24 protein-coding genes are annotated in these 20,668 nt (G+C 31.5%); 13 read left to right on the forward strand and 11 right to left on the reverse strand.

The features are described from left to right. Window positions 1–78 precede the first annotated feature (78 nt). The 7 genes from MW871_RS10995 to MW871_RS11025 all read left to right on the forward strand — a co-directional run bounded on the left by MW871_RS10995 (window position 79) and on the right by MW871_RS11025 (window position 2,983). Window positions 79–717, forward strand: a complete 639-nt coding sequence (locus MW871_RS10995; protein ID WP_236023930.1) for a porin family protein — start codon at window positions 79–81, stop codon at window positions 715–717. Window positions 718–757: 40 nt separating this feature from the next. Next, window positions 758–910, forward strand: coding sequence for a lmo0937 family membrane protein (locus MW871_RS11000; protein WP_121926380.1), 153 nt, complete (start codon window positions 758–760; stop codon window positions 908–910). Window positions 911–948: 38 nt separating this feature from the next. Next, window positions 949–1,101, forward strand: a complete 153-nt coding sequence (locus MW871_RS11005) for a lmo0937 family membrane protein (protein WP_188050655.1) — start codon at window positions 949–951, stop codon at window positions 1,099–1,101. Window positions 1,102–1,148: 47 nt separating this feature from the next. Further along, complete coding sequence (locus MW871_RS11010) at window positions 1,149–1,475, forward strand: YtxH domain-containing protein (RefSeq protein ID WP_188050656.1); 327 nt, start codon at window positions 1,149–1,151, stop codon at window positions 1,473–1,475. Window positions 1,476–1,519: 44 nt separating this feature from the next. After that, window positions 1,520–1,867, forward strand: coding sequence for a zinc ribbon domain-containing protein (locus MW871_RS11015; protein WP_248428541.1), 348 nt, complete (start codon window positions 1,520–1,522; stop codon window positions 1,865–1,867). A 1-nt stretch (window position 1,868) separates the two neighbouring features. Beyond that, window positions 1,869–2,222, forward strand: coding sequence for a hypothetical protein (locus MW871_RS11020; RefSeq protein WP_248428542.1), 354 nt, complete (start codon window positions 1,869–1,871; stop codon window positions 2,220–2,222). Window positions 2,223–2,512: 290 nt separating this feature from the next. Next, window positions 2,513–2,983: a nuclear transport factor 2 family protein gene (locus tag MW871_RS11025; RefSeq protein WP_248428543.1), complete on the forward strand. Its 471-nt coding sequence runs from the start codon at window positions 2,513–2,515 to the stop codon at window positions 2,981–2,983. Between the two features lie 182 nt (window positions 2,984–3,165). Here MW871_RS11025 and MW871_RS11030 read toward each other — a convergent pair whose 3' ends face one another. From MW871_RS11030 to MW871_RS11065, 8 genes are all read right to left on the reverse strand, one after another. Next, the gene (locus tag MW871_RS11030) at window positions 3,166–4,206 is read right to left on the reverse strand and encodes an o-succinylbenzoate synthase (RefSeq protein WP_248428544.1); all 1,041 of its coding nucleotides are present in this window, start codon (window positions 4,204–4,206) and stop codon (window positions 3,166–3,168) included. Window positions 4,207–4,308: 102 nt separating this feature from the next. After that, window positions 4,309–5,505, reverse strand: coding sequence for a tetratricopeptide repeat protein (locus tag MW871_RS11035; RefSeq protein ID WP_248428545.1), 1,197 nt, complete (start codon window positions 5,503–5,505; stop codon window positions 4,309–4,311). A gap of 76 nt (window positions 5,506–5,581) precedes the next feature. Further along, entirely contained in the window at window positions 5,582–6,259 is a 678-nt protein-coding gene (locus MW871_RS11040; protein ID WP_248428546.1) for a metal-dependent hydrolase, read from the reverse strand. Window positions 6,260–6,354: 95 nt separating this feature from the next. Then, complete coding sequence (gene menA / locus MW871_RS11045; protein WP_248428547.1) at window positions 6,355–7,314, reverse strand: 1,4-dihydroxy-2-naphthoate octaprenyltransferase; 960 nt, start codon at window positions 7,312–7,314, stop codon at window positions 6,355–6,357. 109 nt (window positions 7,315–7,423) lie between these two features. Continuing rightward, a complete protein-coding gene (locus MW871_RS11050) occupies window positions 7,424–8,926 on the reverse strand; it encodes a PH domain-containing protein (protein WP_248428548.1) in 1,503 nt (500 codons plus the stop codon). Continuing rightward, window positions 8,926–9,447 carry a PH domain-containing protein gene (locus MW871_RS11055; protein WP_248428549.1) on the reverse strand — a complete coding sequence of 174 codons (522 nt, stop codon included), beginning with the start codon at window positions 9,445–9,447 and terminating at the stop codon, window positions 8,926–8,928. The genes MW871_RS11050 and MW871_RS11055 overlap by 1 nt, the downstream gene beginning before the upstream one ends. 181 nt (window positions 9,448–9,628) lie before the next feature. Further along, window positions 9,629–10,459 carry a 1,4-dihydroxy-2-naphthoyl-CoA synthase gene (locus MW871_RS11060; RefSeq protein WP_210646120.1) on the reverse strand — a complete coding sequence of 277 codons (831 nt, stop codon included), beginning with the start codon at window positions 10,457–10,459 and terminating at the stop codon, window positions 9,629–9,631. A 730-nt stretch (window positions 10,460–11,189) separates the two neighbouring features. Continuing rightward, on the reverse strand, window positions 11,190–12,044 hold the full coding sequence (locus MW871_RS11065; RefSeq protein WP_188050669.1) for a CvfB family protein: 855 nt from the start codon (window positions 12,042–12,044) through the stop codon (window positions 11,190–11,192). 175 nt (window positions 12,045–12,219) lie between these two features. On the opposite strand from MW871_RS11065, the gene MW871_RS11070 reads away from it, so the two are divergent. From MW871_RS11070 to MW871_RS11080, 3 genes are all read left to right on the forward strand, one after another. Next, window positions 12,220–12,690: a hypothetical protein gene (locus MW871_RS11070; RefSeq protein ID WP_248428550.1), complete on the forward strand. Its 471-nt coding sequence runs from the start codon at window positions 12,220–12,222 to the stop codon at window positions 12,688–12,690. Continuing rightward, the gene (locus MW871_RS11075; protein WP_248428551.1) at window positions 12,690–13,028 is read left to right on the forward strand and encodes a cupin domain-containing protein; all 339 of its coding nucleotides are present in this window, start codon (window positions 12,690–12,692) and stop codon (window positions 13,026–13,028) included. Before MW871_RS11070 ends, MW871_RS11075 begins: the two co-directional genes overlap by 1 nt. A 222-nt stretch (window positions 13,029–13,250) precedes the next feature. Beyond that, window positions 13,251–14,603, forward strand: coding sequence for a M28 family metallopeptidase (locus MW871_RS11080; protein ID WP_248428552.1), 1,353 nt, complete (start codon window positions 13,251–13,253; stop codon window positions 14,601–14,603). Between the two features lie 121 nt (window positions 14,604–14,724). Here MW871_RS11080 and MW871_RS11085 read toward each other — a convergent pair whose 3' ends face one another. Both MW871_RS11085 and menD read right to left on the reverse strand, forming a co-directional pair. Next, window positions 14,725–15,066: a DUF2853 family protein gene (locus MW871_RS11085; RefSeq protein ID WP_188050672.1), complete on the reverse strand. Its 342-nt coding sequence runs from the start codon at window positions 15,064–15,066 to the stop codon at window positions 14,725–14,727. Window positions 15,067–15,154: 88 nt separating this feature from the next. Beyond that, complete coding sequence (menD, locus tag MW871_RS11090) at window positions 15,155–16,816, reverse strand: 2-succinyl-5-enolpyruvyl-6-hydroxy-3-cyclohexene-1-carboxylic-acid synthase (RefSeq protein WP_248428553.1); 1,662 nt, start codon at window positions 16,814–16,816, stop codon at window positions 15,155–15,157. A 112-nt stretch (window positions 16,817–16,928) separates the two neighbouring features. Between menD and MW871_RS11095 the strand changes: the two genes are divergently transcribed. The 3 genes from MW871_RS11095 (at window position 16,929) to MW871_RS11105 (ending at window position 19,626) form a co-directional block, all read left to right on the forward strand. Then, window positions 16,929–18,104: a thioredoxin family protein gene (locus MW871_RS11095; protein ID WP_248428554.1), complete on the forward strand. Its 1,176-nt coding sequence runs from the start codon at window positions 16,929–16,931 to the stop codon at window positions 18,102–18,104. Between the two features lie 6 nt (window positions 18,105–18,110). Further along, complete coding sequence (locus tag MW871_RS11100; protein ID WP_248428555.1) at window positions 18,111–18,608, forward strand: GNAT family N-acetyltransferase; 498 nt, start codon at window positions 18,111–18,113, stop codon at window positions 18,606–18,608. A gap of 67 nt (window positions 18,609–18,675) precedes the next feature. Further along, the gene (locus tag MW871_RS11105; RefSeq protein WP_248428556.1) at window positions 18,676–19,626 is read left to right on the forward strand and encodes a tRNA dihydrouridine synthase; all 951 of its coding nucleotides are present in this window, start codon (window positions 18,676–18,678) and stop codon (window positions 19,624–19,626) included. A gap of 81 nt (window positions 19,627–19,707) precedes the next feature. Here MW871_RS11105 and MW871_RS11110 read toward each other — a convergent pair whose 3' ends face one another. Beyond that, window positions 19,708–20,298 carry a glutathione peroxidase gene (locus tag MW871_RS11110; RefSeq protein WP_188050677.1) on the reverse strand — a complete coding sequence of 197 codons (591 nt, stop codon included), beginning with the start codon at window positions 20,296–20,298 and terminating at the stop codon, window positions 19,708–19,710. Window positions 20,299–20,668 lie beyond the last annotated feature (370 nt).

Here is a 20,668-nt window from a genome sequence, read left to right on the forward strand (position 1 = left end):
AGAAAAAGTATTGTAACAATAACCTTATATAAGATGCGGATATTTGTAATATAATAATTCAAACAAAAAACTAATAAAATGAAAAAGTCAAAAAATTTAATTTTCGCATCACTAGCATTAGGACTAATGTCTATTACAGGTATTCACGCACAAGACAAAACAGCGTCTTACGGTTTTAAAGGAGGAGTAAACTTCTCAAATCTTTATGCAGATAATGTAGACGATAACAATGTATTGACTGGTTTTAACGCAGGTGTTTATGCTAAATTTCCAATTACAAATAACATCGCTATTCAACCAGAGATTAGTTATACTACTAAAGGAGCTGAATTAGTTTATAACACACTTGGTGTAAAAGGAACAGCAAAATTTAATACTAATTATATTGAAGTTCCAGTATTGTTAGTAATGAATATTACAGACAATTTTAATGTACACGTTGGACCTTACGCAGCTTATATGGTTAGCGGAAAAACAACAAACGATTCTAACCTTTTTAATTCTCAAAGCGAATTAGATACTAATGATTTCAACAAGTTTGATGCGGGTATTGCTGGAGGTGTTGGAGTTGATTTAGATGTAGTAAACTTTGGTGTTCGTTACAACTACGGTTTGACTAACGTAGGAAAAGAAAGAAACTACGGTGGAACAAATTATACTTTTCCAGATGCAAAAAACAGTGTTTTGAGCGTTTATGTTGGATTGAGATTAAACTAATAAAAAATTAACTATTAACTAACCACAAAAACTAGAAATCATGGGAAATTTACTTTACACTATTGCAGTAATATTAGTAATATTCTGGGCAATTGGATTCTTTGCATACAGTGCGGGATCAATCATTCATATTCTACTAGTCATTGCAGTAATCGCAATACTTTTTAGACTTATCTCTGGTAGAAAAGTTTAAACCAAAAATAATAAATAATCAATTTAAAAAATAAAAAAATGGGGAATCTTCTTTATACAATAGCAGTAATATTAGTGATCTTTTGGGCAATCGGTTTTTTCGCCTTCAGTGTAGGATCAATTATTCACATACTTCTTGTAATTGCAGTAATAGCAATACTTTTCAGACTTATTTCTGGTAGAAGTGTATAACTAAAAATTTTAAAAAGAAAAAAAATTAATAATAAAAATCAATAATTATGAAAGCAGATAAAGTAATATTAGGAGTTTTAGGTGGAGTTGCAGTAGGAGCATTATTAGGAGTATTGTTTGCACCAGAAAAGGGAGACAAAACTAGAAGAAAAATAATGGATAAAAGCAATGATTATGCAGAAGAATTAAAAGATAAACTAGACAGTTTATTAGGTTCTATTAGTAACAAATACGAAAAAATCTGGAAAGAAGGTGAATCTTTACTTGCTGATGGTAAATCAAAATTGAACGATGCAAAAAAAGAAGGTGAAGATTTGTTAGCAGAAGGAAAATCAAAATATTACGAAGCAAAAAGCGAAATTAAAAACAGCTAATCGCATAGTAAAATTTCAATAATAAGTATGTTAAAAATTATATCATGGAAAACAACACATCAACAATAGAAATGCTTTTCGAAAAAGCGGAGGATTACACTAGAACTACGGTAGAATTAATGAAGTTGCAAGCAGTTGATAAAACGGCTGATGTATTGTCGTCAATGATTTCTCGAATAGCCGTTTCTATTGTTTTTGGAATGTTTGCCTTTTTAGTAAACATTGGTCTTTCTATATGGATTGGTGAATTGCTTGGAAAAGTATATTATGGCTTTTTTGCAGTTTCTAGTTTTTATCTACTAATATCGATCTTGATTTATCTTTTTAGAGATGCGCTGATTAAAGTACGAGTGAGTAACTTTATTATTGTAAGAATGCTTAAAAAAAGTTAATATGAAAAATAATCACACAACAACGCTTAAAGAAGCCATACAGTTATTAAAATTAAAGCAAGATCAAGAATTACTAGAACTTAAAGATCAATACTATTATACGTATGAAAGTTTAAAACCTGTGAACATAATAAAAAAAGCCTTTGGACAAATGACTCAGTCATCAGAATTTAGAGGAAATGTTCTCAGTAACGTAATAGGTATTGCTTCCGGATATTTAACAAAAAAAGTGCTAGTTGGATCGACACATAATCCAGTAAAAAGGATATTAGGAACACTTTTGCAATTTGTAATTACAAATGTGGTAACTAAGAAAACCGAGAAAACTATAGATAATGAAATGCTTCGTGACTAATTTAAAAATTAAACACAAGCAATGAAATTCTCTTAAACAAAAAAACTTTCCATATTATTATGGAAAGTTTTTTTGTTTTAATACGTCATCCATATAACACACCAGAAACTAAGCAATCCTTTTTTATTTTATTAAGTAGCATTATTATTTTTAAAGATTAAAGTACTTTAATTGTTGATGTTATTTCTAAAATTAAATTTTGCATCAGTTTATTTCTACAAATTTTTAAATCTATTCAAATTTATATTTGAAAAAATAGAGTATTTTTACTTTCAATTATATTTATAAAAATGAGAACAACCAAAGATATACTTATTGAATTTTACACCGCTTTTTCAAATGGTGATGCTACAACTATGTGCAAAAACTATGATGTAAACATTCAATTTAGGGATCCTGCTTTTGGCTTATTAAAGGGGAATGAGGTTTGTGAAATGTGGAAAATGCTAACTGAGAAGAGTAAAGGAAACATGAAAATTGAATTTTCTGTTATCAAAGCAGACGAATATACAGGATCTGTAAGATGGATTGCTACCTATAAATTTGTTAAAAACCAACGAACTGTAGTCAATACAGTTTTATCTGAGTTTCAATTTAAAGAGGGATTAATTATTAAACAAACGGATCAATTTGACATTTGGAAATGGTCAAAACAAGCATTTGGAATTACAGGATATCTATTAGGTTGGACAGGATTTTTCCAGAAAAAAGTAGAAAAACAAGCTGTAGCATCCTTAAAAAAATACAGCGAATCTCATTAGATTTTTCCAAATTTTAAAGACAAAAAAAATAATGACCGTATTTAACAACAAAAAACCATTACAAATAGTACTATTTGTAATGGTTTTTTGCTGTTAAAATTATAGGATTAGTAATTCATGTTCTTTAAAATCAGACTAATTTTAAGGAATAAATTAGTTATAAAAAAACATTTGACATTTCATTATCCGTTTAAATCGAATTTCCAATCCACTTCTTTTTCGTACCATAATTGTCCTTGCTTTACTTGTAACGGACAGTCAAAATTATTGGTATAAAGTGCGCCAGTTCCTAATCCTTGCGGCATTAAATTATGCTGCAAAAAAGTCCATTGTGCGATTGCATTTAATCCAATATTACTCTCTAAAGCTGAGGTAATCCACCACCCTATTTTGTATTTTTCAGCTAAAGTAATCCACTCTTGTGTCCCTCGAAAACCACCAATAAAACTAGGCTTCAAAATGATATATTGTGGTTTTATTTTGAGTATTAAAGCTTCTTTCTCTGCTAATGTAAACACACCTATTAGCTCTTCATCTAAAGCAATAGGAAAAGGAGTGTTTTCACACAAATCTGCCATACTGTCAGTGTGGTTTTTCGATATTGGTTGCTCAATGCTATGTAGTTCAAATTCAGATAATTGATTTAACTTATGTAAAGCTAAATCTAAACTAAATGCGCCGTTAGCATCAACTCGAATTTCTATTTGTTCTGAAGAAAAATGCTGCCTTATAAAGCGTAATAATTGTAGTTCTTTATCAAAATCTATTGCACCGACCTTGAGCTTGATACACTTGAACCCATCGGCTAATTTTTCTTGAATTTGCTCCTTCATAAAAGCCTCTGTTCCCATCCAAACCAATCCGTTTATTGGAATTGATTTTATACCACTTGTAAAGTCTGAAGGAAAGAGTAAAAAAGGGTTTTCACTGACTAAAGATTCAAAGGCCATTTCAACTCCAAATTGTATGGAAGGAAACTCCAAAAGTGCTTCCCAAAGCAGATCTTTTCCCAGGTGTATATGATCACAAGTCCATTTTAATTTTACTTCATAATCAGGTAGATCATCAATGCTTAATCCTCTGAGAATTCCGCATTCGCCTATTCCTTTTTTTCCTTCTTTTTCAAGTACAATAAACCAAGTTTCTTTTTCATTCATGACACCACGAGAGGTACCAGAAGGACGTTTGAAATTTAGAATATATTTATGATATGTTGCTTTCATATTTTCTTAGCTGCAAAGCTGATTATGTTTTTATAAGTTTCAAAAGAGCATTTATAAAAATTTTCGGTTATGCTTTAAGAGTGAAGTTCATTTTATAAAAAATCAATTGAACAACTTTAAAACTCTTTTAAAATCGTCGTTTTCTATCCCAACCTTTTTAAATGTCTCAAAGTCTTGTTTTATCTTTTCAGTCCAACTCAAGCTATCTGTAACATTTTGATATTGGTATTCCTTATAAATAGATTTGGCTGTTGAATAATTATCATTTAATAAATAAGCGTGTGCTAAATTTAATTTTATTAATAATTCTGATTCATCGAGCTTCTCGCCTTCTTTAAGAAATTTAATTGCTTTTCCGTATTGTTTGGTCAAAATATAATTGTTTCCAATAGCGTTATAATCTAGTGCATTGGCTTTATTATCATTAATTATCGTTGCTAATTTAGTAATTGCTTCACCAGGTTTCCCTTGTTTTGATAATGAGGCTGCTTGTTTGCGTAAATCTTCATAAACATCTGAAGAAAGAGTACTTTCGCCAAAACAACTGTTGCCAAAATCCTTAAATGCTTTAGCGCGCTCTACAGCCAATAATTTTTGAAATTCCTTATACTTATACTTCGATTGTATTTTATCTAAAATGCAGACACAAAAATCATCTGAATTACTCATTTTTTGAGCCAGATTTGATGTTTTACACTGATCGATAATAGATTTTCTATTTTCTGCTGTCCAGCCACGACTCAACTTATTATCAACCCAAGGAACTACTTCTAGAACTACTTTCTGATTCATGATCCAATTTTTGCTTTCAAATCCAAACCATAAATTACTTGAATTTGATTTCATGCAGGCCGATTTATCAGTTGAAAGAAGTTTAGCATCCTTACTAACAGGTATATCTTGTACTAAGCACGCGTTTTCTGTTTTACCGTTTTCTTTGTATTTTGTAGCTAAATCTGCAGAGGAGAAAATGGCATATTTGCATTTGTCGTCTCCTGAAATTTTAGAAAGAATAAAAACTGCTCCAGCAGAACCTTGGGAAATTCCGGTGGGATCAGGAATGGCTTTAAGAACAGAAACCAAACTACTCGCCATTTCTTGATTTTTATCCAAAAGGGTAATTCTAAAAACAATTTCAGTTGTTCCTTCAGGGAAATCCTGCGTTTTTATAATTATTCGGTCCCGCGCTGAGACTGTAATTTCTTCGCTAGTGGCTCGAGTTTTATCCCAATAACCATCTTTCTGTGCAAAATTAACTTGGAAAGCAAATGCTGTTAGCAACAAAAAAAATCCTCTCATAGTATTCTATTTTTCATTAAGGTAATTTTTTAATAAAACTTTTAGCCTTTTGAAGGGTGGAAGTTTTATTAAAAAATTACAATTCAATTGCAGCGCCTATTTCTAATAACATCAAATCTTTTCCTTTATCGAAAAATTTTCGAATAGCTGCTTCGTGATCAATTTCTATATAACTGAATGTGTCGTAGTGATAGCCTACTATTTTATCACATTGGAGAAAATCAGATGCGATAATGGCATCATCGACATCGATGGTGAAATTATCACCAATAGGCAAAATAGCCAAGTCAAGTTTGGTGCGCATCGGAATCAGTTTCATATCCATGGTAAGTGCTGTATCACCCGCGATATATATATTTTTGTGTTCGCCCTCAATTACAAAACCTCCCGGATTCCCTCCATAAGTTCCATCAGGAAACGAACTAGAATGAACAGCATTTACAAATTTTAGCTTGCCGAAATCAAAATTCCAACTTCCGCCATGATTCATAGGATGCGATTGAAATCCTTTTGCGGCATAATATCCCGCGATCTCAGCATTGGAAACAATAACTGAATTATTTGCAGTAGCAATTGACTCAACATCCAGAATATGGTCCCCATGCGCATGCGTTAATAAAATAAAATCAGCTTTCAAAGTATTAATATCAATATGTGCCGCTTTTGGATTTTCAGAAATATAAGGATCCACTAGAATATGCTTGCCACTAATTTCAATCCCTACGGAAGCGTGACCATAAAATGTTATTTTCATTTGAATGACTTTTTAAAATACTTTCTTACCCCTATTATTTCGAGGAATGCGAAAATGGATTATCTTAATTTATTTTGTAAGCATACTGCAGCTACTTATCTTCCTCCTAAAAAGAGGTTGACAAATAAATCTGGAATTAGCGATACCATACAAAGTGCCAACAATACTGCAAGTGCAAACGTACTTAATGCTAATTTTTTCAGTTCAGGATCTAAAGCTCTAGGATCTTGATTTTTATAAACTGTGTTTAAGTGTGTAATTAACGGAATGAAAGCTAACAAAAATAAATATTGATCCAAACGATAGTCGCTTAAAATCGCAAAAAGTATAACCAAAATCATTGCGGTTACAATCAAAAAAAAGTGGTATTTTTTTGCTTTTTCTCCGCCAATTTGAACAACTATAGTGTTTTTATTGGATTTTCTGTCTGATGCCTCATCGCGCATATTGTTTAAATTTAGAACACCTGTACTTAATAAGCCAATTGCTGCCGCTGGTAAAAAAAGATCAAAATCTAATTGCTCTGAATATAAAAAATTCACACCTATGGTACTCACTAAGCCAAAGAATACAAAAACGAAAATATCTCCAAATCCTCTATATCCGTAGGCAGTATTACCAACAGTGTACCGAATTGCAGATACAATAGCTAAAATACCTAAAACTAAGAAAAATAAAGAATACCAAATGTTAGTATCGCTAAAAGCAAAATAGATTAACGTAATAGCTGATAATAATGTTAAAAAAGAAGTAATCGCAATTCCTATTTTCATTGCGCCAGGCGAAATCGCACCACTTTGAATGGCGCGTAATGGTCCTACTCGATCGGCATTATCTGTACCTTTTACACCATCTCCGTAATCATTAGCAAAATTTGACAACACTTGCAATCCTAAAGTCGTTAATATGGCTAAACCAAAAATAGTCCAGCTAAAAACATCTGTAGGCGTCTCTATATTATCCGTAGGGCGCAAGGCATACATGCTACCTACAATTATTCCAGATACCGATAATGGTAATGTTCGCAAACGCGCTGCTTCAATCCAATGTTTCATTTTACTCAATTTATTTTACCACGAAGGTATGCTATTTTTTAAAAATTTTCCCGCTTAGGCGATGGGACAGTTTTAGTGTCTTTTCGAAAACAGAACCGTACTCTCGCAATTACATCCAATTACTATCCGAAGTTTCAATTTCGTACAGCCATTGATTGGCATATTGTTTTATAAGTGTAAAATTACCTAATTGAAAAGCTAAATCTCCTCCTGCTGTATGAATAATTACAGAACCAATGTCTGCTCTTTTATGCCAAAATAATTGTGAAGTGGTTACTCCTTGAATTTTTGAAGTCTCAATAATTGCGTTATCAATATCCCAAGCGCCACTTTGTTTTATAATAAAGTTGTCATTAATATAAAGTCTATTATTTAAAAATCCAAAACACAAAACGAGTCCAATAAACACAATATAAAATAGCACTACATAACTATAACTTAGTAAGGTTGAATCTAAATAGAAAGCAAAAATAAAAAAAAGCCCAACCGGAAGTATAATAAACAAGAAAAGTACAAAAACCAATTTGCGATAGTTTGGTTTCAATACTATTCCTTTTTCAGGCAGGATATGAAATAAAAGCTTAAAAATAGCTATTTTCTCTTTTTCGTTACAACCAGGAATTTCAATAATAGATTTTTTAATATCAGTATCACTGCTCGTTGCTTGCTTTATTTTTATCTCTAAAACATCAAATTTTTTCTGGAAATAATTTCGAGTTACCGTAACAATTTGTACTTTTTCTGGCTTGACTATCGTGCTTTTAGTGCTTAGTAATCCAAATGATAATAGCAAAGAATCATTATGCTTGGTTACTTTATAGTCAAAATATTTAAAAACAACGCGAATTAAGTTGATAATCAATATCAACAATATCAGTATTAAAAAAACAAATCCAACATATTGAATAGTCGATTGGCTTTCAACAAAGTTTTCTAATTGTTCATCATCAACTTCATATTCTGGAATTATTCTTTTTACATTATCAAAAATTGTCATTATAAAGGCTAAAACTAAACCGAATGTTTTTACATAATTGGTTGTAATTCCAACTTTTAACAAACTTAGAAAGCTAATCTTTACAAAAGGTTGATTTTGATTAATTGGGGTATGTACTGTTGCTTCTTCACTTATTTCTTTTTCTTTTACAGCATCATCCTCCAGCAATCTTGCTTTTAAAGTCAAGGCAAGTGCATGTGAAATAGCGCGAATTCTACCTTCTTTTTTGGCACTTCCTGCAGTGTCAACATTAAGTTCATAAACGCCTATAATTCGTTGAATTAGGGACTGATTAATATCGACTTGTTGAATTCTGTCCAATTGAATAATGGTACTCTTTTTATTTAAAATTCCTTCATTTATGACAAACTCCTCATTTTTATCATCTAAATAAAATTTAAAATTCAAGTATTTTAAATAAGCAACAAAAGCAATTATTAGTAAAAACGAAACGATTCCAAGACCAAGGTAAATCGTATTTAGATCCTTAAATTTTACAATGTAAACCAGTAAAACAGGCCATAAACCACGAGCCCATAATTGTAGGGTATCAACAAACATAACCAAAACGCCAATTGGAGATTGCCGTTGCGGTTGATTAAAGTCGTGTTTCATTACAGTTGTTTTTGTATTTTACCCATTAGCAGCTGTTTTATGTTTTCTGCTTCCTCTTTGGCTATTCCGGGAATTGCAATATCACTAGAACTTCCTCCTGCTGTAAAGATTTCAATTTTGGCTAAACCAAACAATCGTGACATAAACCCTTCATGTAATGCAACATGTTGTACTCTATTATAAGGAATTACAATTGTATTTGTTGCTAACACACCATATCTATACAATACATCATGCTCTCTAAAGGCAAATCCTTTTTTTCTAAATCCACTAATGGAAAAGGATACAATAAAAATCAAAAGTATTGGAATTAACATTCCTAAAATTAACCAAACTCTTCCAGAGAATAGTTCTGGATTAATAACTGATAGAACCATTGGAGCCAATATAAATAAAGCAATCACTATCCCTAAATTAATCAAAACCACTCTAAAATATTTGGGATGCAAAGCCGTAAAAACAACTTCCTCAAATTTAGGAAGTTGTTTAATATCAATTGTTTTATTTGTAAAATTTTCCATTTAATTTTATTTGTTTTTAACAAGAAGCTATTCTTTCAATAATGCAAAAACTCCAATTTGATCTCACAGTTCAGTATACAATTATTGAATCTTAATTTAGAATTTTTTACAACAATACTATTGCTTTCACAATACATTTAAAATGGAATACTCCTAAGAAATCTAAAATTAGCTGAATATATTAAGGAAGCCATTTTTTTTCGAAATTTGGTTTTCTTTTCTCTAAAAATGCATTTCTACCTTCTTTGGCTTCTTCGGTCATGTAGGCAAGTCGCGTAGCTTCGCCAGCAAAAACTTGTTGGCCAACCATTCCGTCATCCGTAAGATTCATTGCAAATTTTAACATTTTAATAGCCATAGGCGATTTATGTAAAATTTCCTGAGCCCATTCATACGCCGTATCTTCTAATTCATCGTGCGGAATAACCGCATTTACCATTCCCATATCCATAGCCTCTTGAGCAGAATAGTTACGTCCTAAAAAGAAAATTTCACGGGCTTTTTTCTGTCCAACCATTTTGGCTAAATAGGCAGATCCGTAACCTCCATCAAAACTGGTTACATCAGCATCCGTTTGTTTAAAAATAGCATGCTCTTTACTCGCTAAAGTAAGATCGCAAACTACATGTAAACTATGACCGCCACCAACAGCCCAACCAGGAACCACAGCAATAACCACTTTTGGCATAAAACGAATGAGACGTTGCACTTCTAATATATTCAAACGATGTTGTCCATCCTCTCCTACATACCCTTGGTGTCCACGTGCGTTTTGATCGCCACCACTACAGAAAGAGTAAATTCCGTCCTTTGATGACGGTCCTTCAGCAGACAATAAAACTACTCCTATTGAAGTGTCTTCTTGTGCATCATAAAAAGCATTGTATAACTCTGCAGTCGTTTTTGGGCGAAAAGCATTGCGCACATCCGGTCTATTAAAGGCTATTCTGGCAACACCATTGCATTTTTTATAAGTGATATCTTCGTATTCTTTGGCAGTAATCCAATCCATGATTATTGATTTAAATTATTTTAGCGTAAAAATAAATCATTTTTCGCAGTATATCTATTCTATTAGGAGAAGCTTGTAGTAATCCTTATCTGATTAAAGAGGCTAAAATGTTAAAAATCAACCGATAAAGTAATTTTTAACGCTTACTAATTGAAATTATTTTTAAATTTATAACAAGCTAATCTAATAAATACCAATTATTTATCGATTTAATTATTGATTCTACACTGATTTATTAACTTAAAAAAAGAATGTATTGCAAACACTAATAAATGTTGTCGCTCCTTTTTCTATGTTTATAAAAAATTATAGTATTTTAAAAACAGGAAGAAATGAGCATATGATACCATCATTTGTTATCTTAGGAAATTCTAAAAAGTAACACCTACGGTTAAATAAAAGATTTATTTTCTTGCGCTTGCATGAGTGAGGCATTACTAAAAATAATCTAGAAAATATTCTTTCAATATATAAAAACAACCACTGGATGACTGTGAACTTAGATAAGCACTATTAAGCAACCGATTGGTTTTATAAAGACAAAAAAACTTTAAAGTAATTTAAATTTACGTTATTGCTTTTTCAAATAGTAATAGATAATACTATTATTTTATAATCGGATAATATTACTTTAAACCTCTATTATTTTACTGCTCCGTCGAATTTAAAATTCTGAAAAAGCATTAAAAAGAGAAAGACTAATCATTTTTGGATTAGTCTTTCTCTTTTATTATTCTTTTACCAAATAAATTCCATCTTCCTTGATTTCGATTAATTTTTCTCTGTAGAGTGCACCAATCGCTTTTTTGAAGGTTTTTTTACTCATCTTCAAAACTGTTTTGATATCTTCTGGATGAGAGTTGTCTGTTAATCGTAGAAAACCTCTACTGGCTCTGAGTTCGTCTAGAATTTTTTCGGCATTAGGCTCTATACTTTCATATCCTTGAACTTGTAGTGCTACATCTATTTTATTATCGGGACGAATCGTCTTTATATATCCTCGCATGCGATCACCAGTACGAATGGCATCATCATACACTTCATCTTTGTATAAAAGTCCTTTGTACTTTTCGTTGATAATTACGTTAATTCCAATTTCTGTAATGTGCGAGACAATTAAATCTACTTCTTCGCCTTTTTCAACGGTAAGATTTTCATTTTTTAGAAATTGATTGGTTTTACTAGAAGCTACTAAACGATTTGTTTTTTCATCCATGTAAAGGTAAACCAAATAACGTTTTCCTTTTTCCATAGGACGCGCTTGCTCTTTATAAGGAACTAAAATATCTTTTTCCATTCCCCAATCCATAAAAGCACCAATTTGATTGACATAATTCACTCTCAAAAGGGCAAATTCATTCAGTAAAATATAAGGTTCTAATGTTGTAGCAACGGGACGCTCTTCATGATCTAAATACACAAAAACAATCAGCTCCTCTCCTATTTCAAATTCATTTGGAACATATTTGTTTGGCAAAAGTATATCGTGTATTCCTTCTGGATCCGTATCGGGTGTTCCAAGAAATAAACCTACTTTGGTATCTCTTAAAATGGTAAGCGTATTGTATTTTCCTATTTCAATCATTTTCTTAAAATTCTTAGTCTTTATCGACTATATAAGGTACAAAGGTACAAAGATTTAATTAAGAAATAATTTTGATTTAAACTTATAAACTGCTATTTTTAAGATTAATTAAATCGCTAGTATTTACTAGTAAATCAGTTCTATTTTACAATTAAAAATCAACTTAAATACTATTATGAAAAAGATTACACTTTCTATAATTCTAATTGTAGCACTTTCCACTGCTTATTCTTGTAAAAGACAGAATAAGGAAATTCAGTCCGCGAGCCCAACCACCGAAAATAAAGAAATAGAAGAAGAACATCATTCCGAAGATCATTCCCTTGTATTGGACAATGGTGAACGTTGGATTGCGAATCCAGAAACAACTTTAGGAGTAGAAAAAATGCAACAAACCATGAATTCATTTACTGAAAAGGATAATGTTGCTGCTTATAAAAAACTTACGGAGAATCTAGAATTAGATTTTAAAATGATTTTTCAAAAATGCACAATGACTGGTGCAGCACATGATCAGTTGCATAATTTTTTAATTCCAATTAAAGATTTATTAAAAACCTTACCTTCTTCTGATTTGAAAGAATGTCAAGAAAGTTTTGACCAAATAAACAAACACTTATTAATTTATAAAACGTATTTCAAATAATGAAAACTGCCTCTTTAAGAAAAGATCTTCAATACAATGAAGACAAAGTTGCTATCAAAGTAATGATGGAAACAGATACAGCAAAGGAAATTAGAATTTTATTTAAAAAAGGACAAGCCATGAAAGAGCATAAAGCAGGCTTTCCTATTACAGTAGAAATTCATCAAGGGACAATTACTTTTGGTGTTAACGATGAAAAAATGATTTTACAAGCAGGAGATTTAATATCATTAGATGCCAATGTACCTCATGATTTACATGCTGAAGAAGATAGCATTGTACGATTGACTTTATCAAAGTTAGATACCGTTGAAAGAGTAAAAAAAGTGCTTGAATAAGTGCATATAAAGCTAGACAACATTTTTTACACTTTATATTTACAATATCCCATTCTGAAAAGGTGGGATATTTTATTGTAATATAAAGTCCTATTTTAACTCATCCAACTTCTTTAGAATTTTTCCTAAGAATGATTTGCGTTCAACAAATACTAAAAACTAATTTCGGTTCCCTATTATTTTACTTTTTTATTAACTTTGAGAAAACTAAAAATACCACTTATGAAATTAACCTCAATTTGCTACTTATTACTACTTACAATTGTATCTCACACCACTTACGCTCAGACAACAGTTGATGATCCTGAAATTAAAAAAATGGTTGCCGAAGTAAAATCGGAAAATATGGAAGCAACGGTTCGAAAGCTCGTTTCTTTTGGAACGCGACATACCTTGAGCGATACCAAAAGTAATACGCGCGGCATTGGAGCAGCACAACGTTGGGTTAAATCAGAGTTTGATGAATATGCTTTATCCTCTAACGGAAGATTAACTTCGAAAATAGACTTTTTTACGATTAAAGCGGATGGAAAACGGATTGCCGCCGACAGTGAACTAGGAAATGTGATGGCTACCTTAAAAGGTACCGATCCTAATGATGATCGCGTATTAATTATCAGTGGACATCTAGATTCTCGTGCATCTGATGTGATGAATGCAAAAATTGATGCGCCAGGCGCTAACGATGACGCTTCGGGAGTTGCTGCTATGATGGAACTTTCTAGAGTAATGAGCAAAAGAGAATTTCCTTTTACATTGATTTTTGTTGCAGTTGTTGGAGAAGAACAAGGATTGTATGGAGCAAAACATTTAGCTGATGCAGCAAAGGAAAGAAAATGGAATGTAGTTGCTATGATTAATAATGATATGATTGGAAACAGTTTGTCAAGCGGTACTTTATTAAGAGACAATACACAAGTTCGCGTTTTTAGCGAAACAATTCCGTATTTAGAGACAGAAGCAGAATCTAAAATGCGCAAATCAACTAATCGCGACAATGACAGTCCATCAAGACAATTAGCACGCTATATTAAAACGGTTACCAATCAATATGTAGATCAATTAGATATTAAATTAGTTTATCGCAACGACCGTTTTCTTCGTGGTGGCGATCACACTCCGTTCAGTCAAAATGGATTTACGGCGATTCGTTTTTGTGAAATGAACGAAAACTTTGATCACCAACACCAAGATGTAAGAAAAGAAAATAATATTCAATATGGTGATCTTCCTGAATTTATGGATTTTGAATACCTAAAAAAAGTGACTTGCTCCAACTTGGCTACCTTTAGCAATTTAGCATGGTCACCAAAAGCGCCAACAAACGTAGGAATTGAGGTAAAAGAATTAACTAACTTTTCGACTTTGGTTTGGAAAGCTCCAGAAGGCAAAGAAGTTTTCGGTTACAATATTCTTATTAGAGAAACCTCCTCATCACAGTGGGAAAAAACAATTTTTACAAAAGACACCAAAATAGAAATTCCTTATTCAAAAGATAATTTTTTCTTTGCTGTTCAAACAGTTGATGCTTTGGGACATTCTAGCTTACCTGTTTTTCCTGTACCAGTTCGTTAAAAACAATTATCAAAAACGAAAAAATATTTCTTTGAAATCTATAAATAAGAGTAAAAGTTAGAGATAAAAAAAAGCGTTCGACTAAAGAGTCGAACGCTTTTTAAATTTAAAAATGTCTTAATTAATTGTAAACGCTTTCTTTTTTAAAGTGAACAGTCAATAAATAATATACTACTGCTCTATATTTGTTTCTGTTAGAACGACCGTATTTTTCCATAACGGCATCGATTCCGGCATCCAAATTGGGTCCGTCCGCAAGTCCTAATTTTTTAATCAGGAAATTTTTCTTCACCGTATCCAATTCTGCTTGTTGACTTCCTGCAACCGTTGCAGCATCGGCATTATAAATCGATGGTCCGCAACCAATGGTTACTTTCGTTAATAAATCCATATCTGGAGTAACGCCACATTTGTCTTTCAAATCGGCTGCATACTTTACAATTAATTCTTCTCTTGCACTCATAATAAAATTTTAAGGTTAGTTTTAGTAATTAGTTTATATTCTCAAATTTAAACAATTAAATATCTATTTTAAGAGAAAAATAAAATAATTAAACCAACTCCTTAAAATAATCTAACAAAATTTTATCGTTCGCCAATGTGGGTGTAAAAATCTCTAAAATACATGGTTTCAGATTTTGATTATACAAAGCATTCAGACTAGTTTCTAAAGTTTTTTGATCGCTCGCTAAACTATATTCCAAACCAAACATTTTGGCTAAGTGTTCCGCAGTTAAACAATGAGAAGTTTCAAAGAAAGTATTAAAAACGGGACTTTCCTCGTGTCCTGGCAATATTCTAAATATTCCACCACCACCATTATTTACTACTATGATTTTGAAATTCTTTGGGATATATTGGTTCCAAAGTGCATTGCTATCATACAAGAAACTAATATCTCCGGTAATAAAAACAGTTGGTTTATCATTGACAACAGCCGCACCAATAGCCGTAGAAGTGCTTCCATCAATACCGCTTGTCCCTCGATTGCAATACACTTCGATAGTTGGGTCAATATCAATTAGCTGCGCGTATCGAATGGCAGAACTATTGCTTATTTGTAACTGAGAATTTTTTGGCAAACTTTTAATAACTGTATCAAAAACTACAAAATCAGAAAAAGGAATTTTATCTAAATAAAGTTCATGCTTTACTTCCCGTAATTTTTTTACTTTATCCATTTTGATAAAATAATCGCTTTTTACTGCGGTTACCAATGGAAAAAAAGCTTCAAAAAAATAATTGGGATCAACTTCAAAATGCTTTGTTAAGGCTCCAAAAGTATCATAAGCTCTCAAAGTGTCAATATGCCAGTGGTGTTTAGGTTTGTATTTTCGTAAAAAAGCCTTAATCCGTTTAGAAACAATCATTCCGCCAAAAGTCACTAAAATCTCTGGACGAAAATCCTCGAAATCAGCATCTGTAAAAGGCGTAATTATGGTATCGATGTTGTTTATAAAAGTAGGATGATGCAAATTAGAAGTCGTTTCAGTCATAACGACAACCGACTCGTCTGCTGCAAGAACGTTAATAGCAGTTTCAGCAATAGCATTTGGATCATTTACACCCACCAAAATCATTTTTCGTGTGGATTGGTTCCAAATTTTGCCATATTCTGACAAATCTTCTACAACAGAAATTGGAAGAAAATCCTCCGATACGTCTAAAACTACATTTACAGAAAGTTCAGAAACCGTCTGATACAAAGGTTCTTCAAAAGGAGCATTAATGTGAACGGGACCTTTTTTTAATAATGCTGTATTTATGGCGAAATTTATTTTAGCGTCATTTTCTTCAGAAACATTTTCTTGCAAATTAGCATTGTACAACGAATGATTTTCGAAAACATTTTCTTGACGAATAGTTTGCCCATCACCAATATCTATCTTACTTTGCGGACGATCTGCAGAAATAACAATCAATGGTATTTGACTGTAAAATGCTTCTGCAAAAGCCGGATAATAATTCAGTAATGCAGATCCTGAAGTACATACTAAAGCCACAGCCTGCTTGGTTTGTTGTGCCATTCCTAATGCGAAAAATGCTGCAGCGCGTTCATCCGTAATACTGTAACACTGAAATGAGGGATTGTTTACAAAACCTATTGTTAGAGGAGCGTTTCTAGAACCGGGAGAAATTACTATAGTCGTGATTCCTTTAGCCAAACAAAGTTCGATAATGCTTTGCGCTAAAGGTATTTTGGGGTAAATCATGAATTCATTTTTTAAAAACGTAAAGATACAAAGTTAGCCAGCTTATTCCTTATTGTAGATTAGTTTTCTTATTTTTGAGATTCATTTTAAATAACCGATAATTCTATTCATTATGCGTTTTATTTTCACTTTTTCACTATACTTTTTGTTTCAATTTAGTTGGTCACAAGCAAACTTAAATCCAACCGAAATAAGTTATAAGGAAGCCCTTGTGCAATCTAAAAAGGAAAATAAACCTATTTTTATTATGCTTTATGCTACTTGGTGCCCCCACTGTAACACGATGAAAGCAACAGTTTTTAGCGATCCTAAAGTCAAACTTTTTATGAATACCAATTACATCTCTATTTGGAAAGACATCGAAAAAGAAGAGGGAAAACAAATTAAAGAGCAATATAATACCAATGGATTACCTACTTTTTTATTTATAGATTCTAATGAAACTCTTTTGTATGGTATAAAGGGAGAGATGAAAATAGAAACTTTTATGAATGAAGTTACGAATGCTTTAAACCCTAAATTGCAATTGCCTTATTTAGAAAAACAGTTTTTGAATGATCCAAGTAACGTAACTACTTGTTTGGCCTATATTCAAACCCTTAGAAAAGGAGCAGATCGTACCGAGTTATCCAAACCAACACATCTTTATCTAGAGACTCAAACGGATCAGCAATTGCTTTCAGAAACCAATTGGCGCGTTATTTCGAATGGTGTTACGGATATTCAGTCTCGTGAATTTCAATATGTATTAAATCATAAAAAAGAATTTGAAAAAATAACTTCACCACAACGAGTGGATGCAAAAATCACTAATATTGTTTCAGAATTATTGCAACCTTACACTATAAATCTTGATAGTACTGCTTACTTTCAAAAAAGACAAGTTGCAAAAACCATTCAATTACAAAAAATAGATTCGCTTATTTTTTCATATGATTTATTAGTAGCAGAACGCACTAAAAACTGGGGATTATATCAAAAAACTACATTGGAAGGAACCGAAAAATACGTTTGGAATACAGCCAGTAAACTGCTAGAAATTATTCAAATATATCAAACTGAAATAAAAGATATTACCGCCTTAAAAAAGGTAATTGAATGGGGAAAAAGAGCAATTGAATTAAACAATTCTGCTGAAGCAAATTTGGTATTGGCTCGCTTATATGCTAAAATTAAAGATAAAAAATCAGCACAACTTTACGCTAAAAATGCACTTGCAATTACAAAAGAAATGGGTTGGAATACAAAAGACGCCGATACCTTGCTAAAAGAATTAAATACTAAATAAAATACTATGTCTGTTACTATTAGACCCTATATTAATAATGATACCCAAGCGATTTTAACGATCATTAATTACAACATTCTTCATTCTACTGCACTTTATGATTATAACATACGAACCTTAGAACAGCAAAAGGCAATTCTAGAAGAAAAAATCGCAAAAAAATTCCCTGTCATTGTAGCTGAATTAGACGGAGAAGTAGTTGGTTTTGGTATGTATAGTGAGTTCCGCTTTCGGGAAGCTTATAAATTTACCGTCGAACATTCAGTTTATGTAGATCAAAATCAACACGGAAAAGGAATTGGAAAAATACTCCTTAAAGAATTAATTAATCTTGCTAAAAATCAAAATATTCACACCATGATTGCAGTAATTGATGCTGAGAATCAAAGCAGTGTGCATTTTCATGAAAAATTTGGTTTTACAACCGCAGGAATCATCAAGGAATCAGGTTATAAATTTGATCGTTGGTTGGACTCTGTATTTATGCAATTGATATTGGAATAAAAAGTTATTACTCCCAGAAAAAACAGAAGTGTAGAAAGAATAGTATATTTGCACAATTAAATTTTTCATGGACTATACCCTACTTTCTTCTCCTTTACAAGGATTTACCGACTTTCGTTTTAGAAATGCCCAAAATAAACTTTTTGGTGGCATTGATACTTTTTACTCTCCTTACATCCGGTTAAATGGTAAAATGGTGATCAAACCTTCTTACGAAAGAGACTTACTTCCTGAGAATAATCTCGATTTAGAAGTTATTCCGCAAGTGATCACAAATGATGCTGACGAATTTTTATTCGTAGCCAAATATGTTCGGGAATTAGGTTATAAAGAATTAAATTGGAATTTAGGTTGTCCTTATCCAATGGTTACTAAATCCGGAATGGGTTCTGGCTTGATTAGTAATCCAGAAAAAATTAATCACGTTCTACAAAGAGCGCATTCTGAATCTGATATTATTGTATCTATGAAAATGCGTTTGGGATATGAAAACAGTGAAGAAATCCTTGATGTATTACCTATTTTAGACACCTATCCTATAAAAAATATTGCGATTCATGCCCGCATTGGCAAACAACTGTACAAAGGTGGTGTTCATTTGGACGCTTTTCAACAATGCATAGACAACACCAAGCACAAACTCTATTACAATGGCGATATTACATCTGTCACTAAATTTCATGAAATGCAACAGCGTTTTCCTAGCATTGATCATTGGATGATTGGTAGAGGGTTGATTTCTGATCCCTTTTTGCCAAGCATGATAAAAAATAATACCATCGAATATCCTGAAAATAAGATTGAATTATTCAATGCTTTTCATGATACTTTATATGCCATATACAGCGAATCCCTATCTGGTTCGACTCACATTTTATTAAAAATGTATCATTTATGGGAATATTTCTCTGCTACTTTTTCTAATCCTCATAAAGTGCTAAAGAAAATAAAAAAAGCACAAAGTATTCGAAACTACGAAGCGGCTGTAGCTGAAATTTTTAGAAACGAAAAGTTTTAATTTATTAAAATATCCTAATCAAAAAAAAAGCGATTTACATAAAAGTGTAAATCGCTTTTTTTTAAAATCTATATTTTGTAATTATGCTTTTATCCAGTCTATAACTTCTGGAGAAGTAACTAAAGTACGAGGAGCAATTACTTTTTCTAACTCTCCTTTTTCATTAATTAAGTATTTTTGAAAATTCCACTCTACGTTCGAATCTTGCAAACCGTTTTTAGATTTTTGAGTCAAAAACTGATAGATTGCCGCCATATCATCTCCTTTTACAGAAATCTTGTCCATCATAGGAAAAGATACACCATAATTTTGCTGACAAAAAGCAGCAATTTCTTTATTAGATCCTGGCTCTTGTGAGGCAAAATTATTAGCAGGAAATCCTACTATTACAAAACCTTTGTCTTTGTATTCTTTATAAGTTGCTTCTAAATCTTTGTATTGTGGTGTTAAACCACATTTTGAAGCTGTATTTACAATCAATACTTTTTTACCTTTCAGCGTAGCAAAATCAAACATATCTCCTGATAAATCTTGCACTTTAAACTGATAAATATTTTCTTTGGCAACTACTGCTGATTCATTCATGTTAGCTTTTGTTTTTTTTGATTGTGCTTGATTTTGACAACTAAACATAAACAAAGCACAGCTCGCTATTAATACTAGATTTTTCATAATTTAATTTTTTATAAAATTAAACAATTAATTGTCTCATTAAAACTTATTTTAGTTAAACAGAAGTTAAAAAAAAGTAAGATTAAATCAGTCGATTCAGCTTCATAATACAGATTGATAACTCTTTAAGAATTCACATTAATTTTTACTTAATATAAAAAAAGTACTAACTATAAATTCTATATGCTATAAAAATTCTATTTCATATTTTGCACAAAATAAATATTTGTTATTAATATTAATATCCATAAAAACAGAAAATTACCTTTTTAAATATAAATATATCTTAAAGAAAATTATTCTATTTTGAAATAGCAAAATTTATTTTTTAGTATATTTATAGTTTACAATTTACAAAAATCTATTTCTT

Origin of the sequence: Flavobacterium pygoscelis, from assembly GCF_023162025.1 — a bacterium.
In the GTDB taxonomy this organism is placed as follows: Bacteria; Bacteroidota; Bacteroidia; order Flavobacteriales; family Flavobacteriaceae; genus Flavobacterium; species Flavobacterium pygoscelis.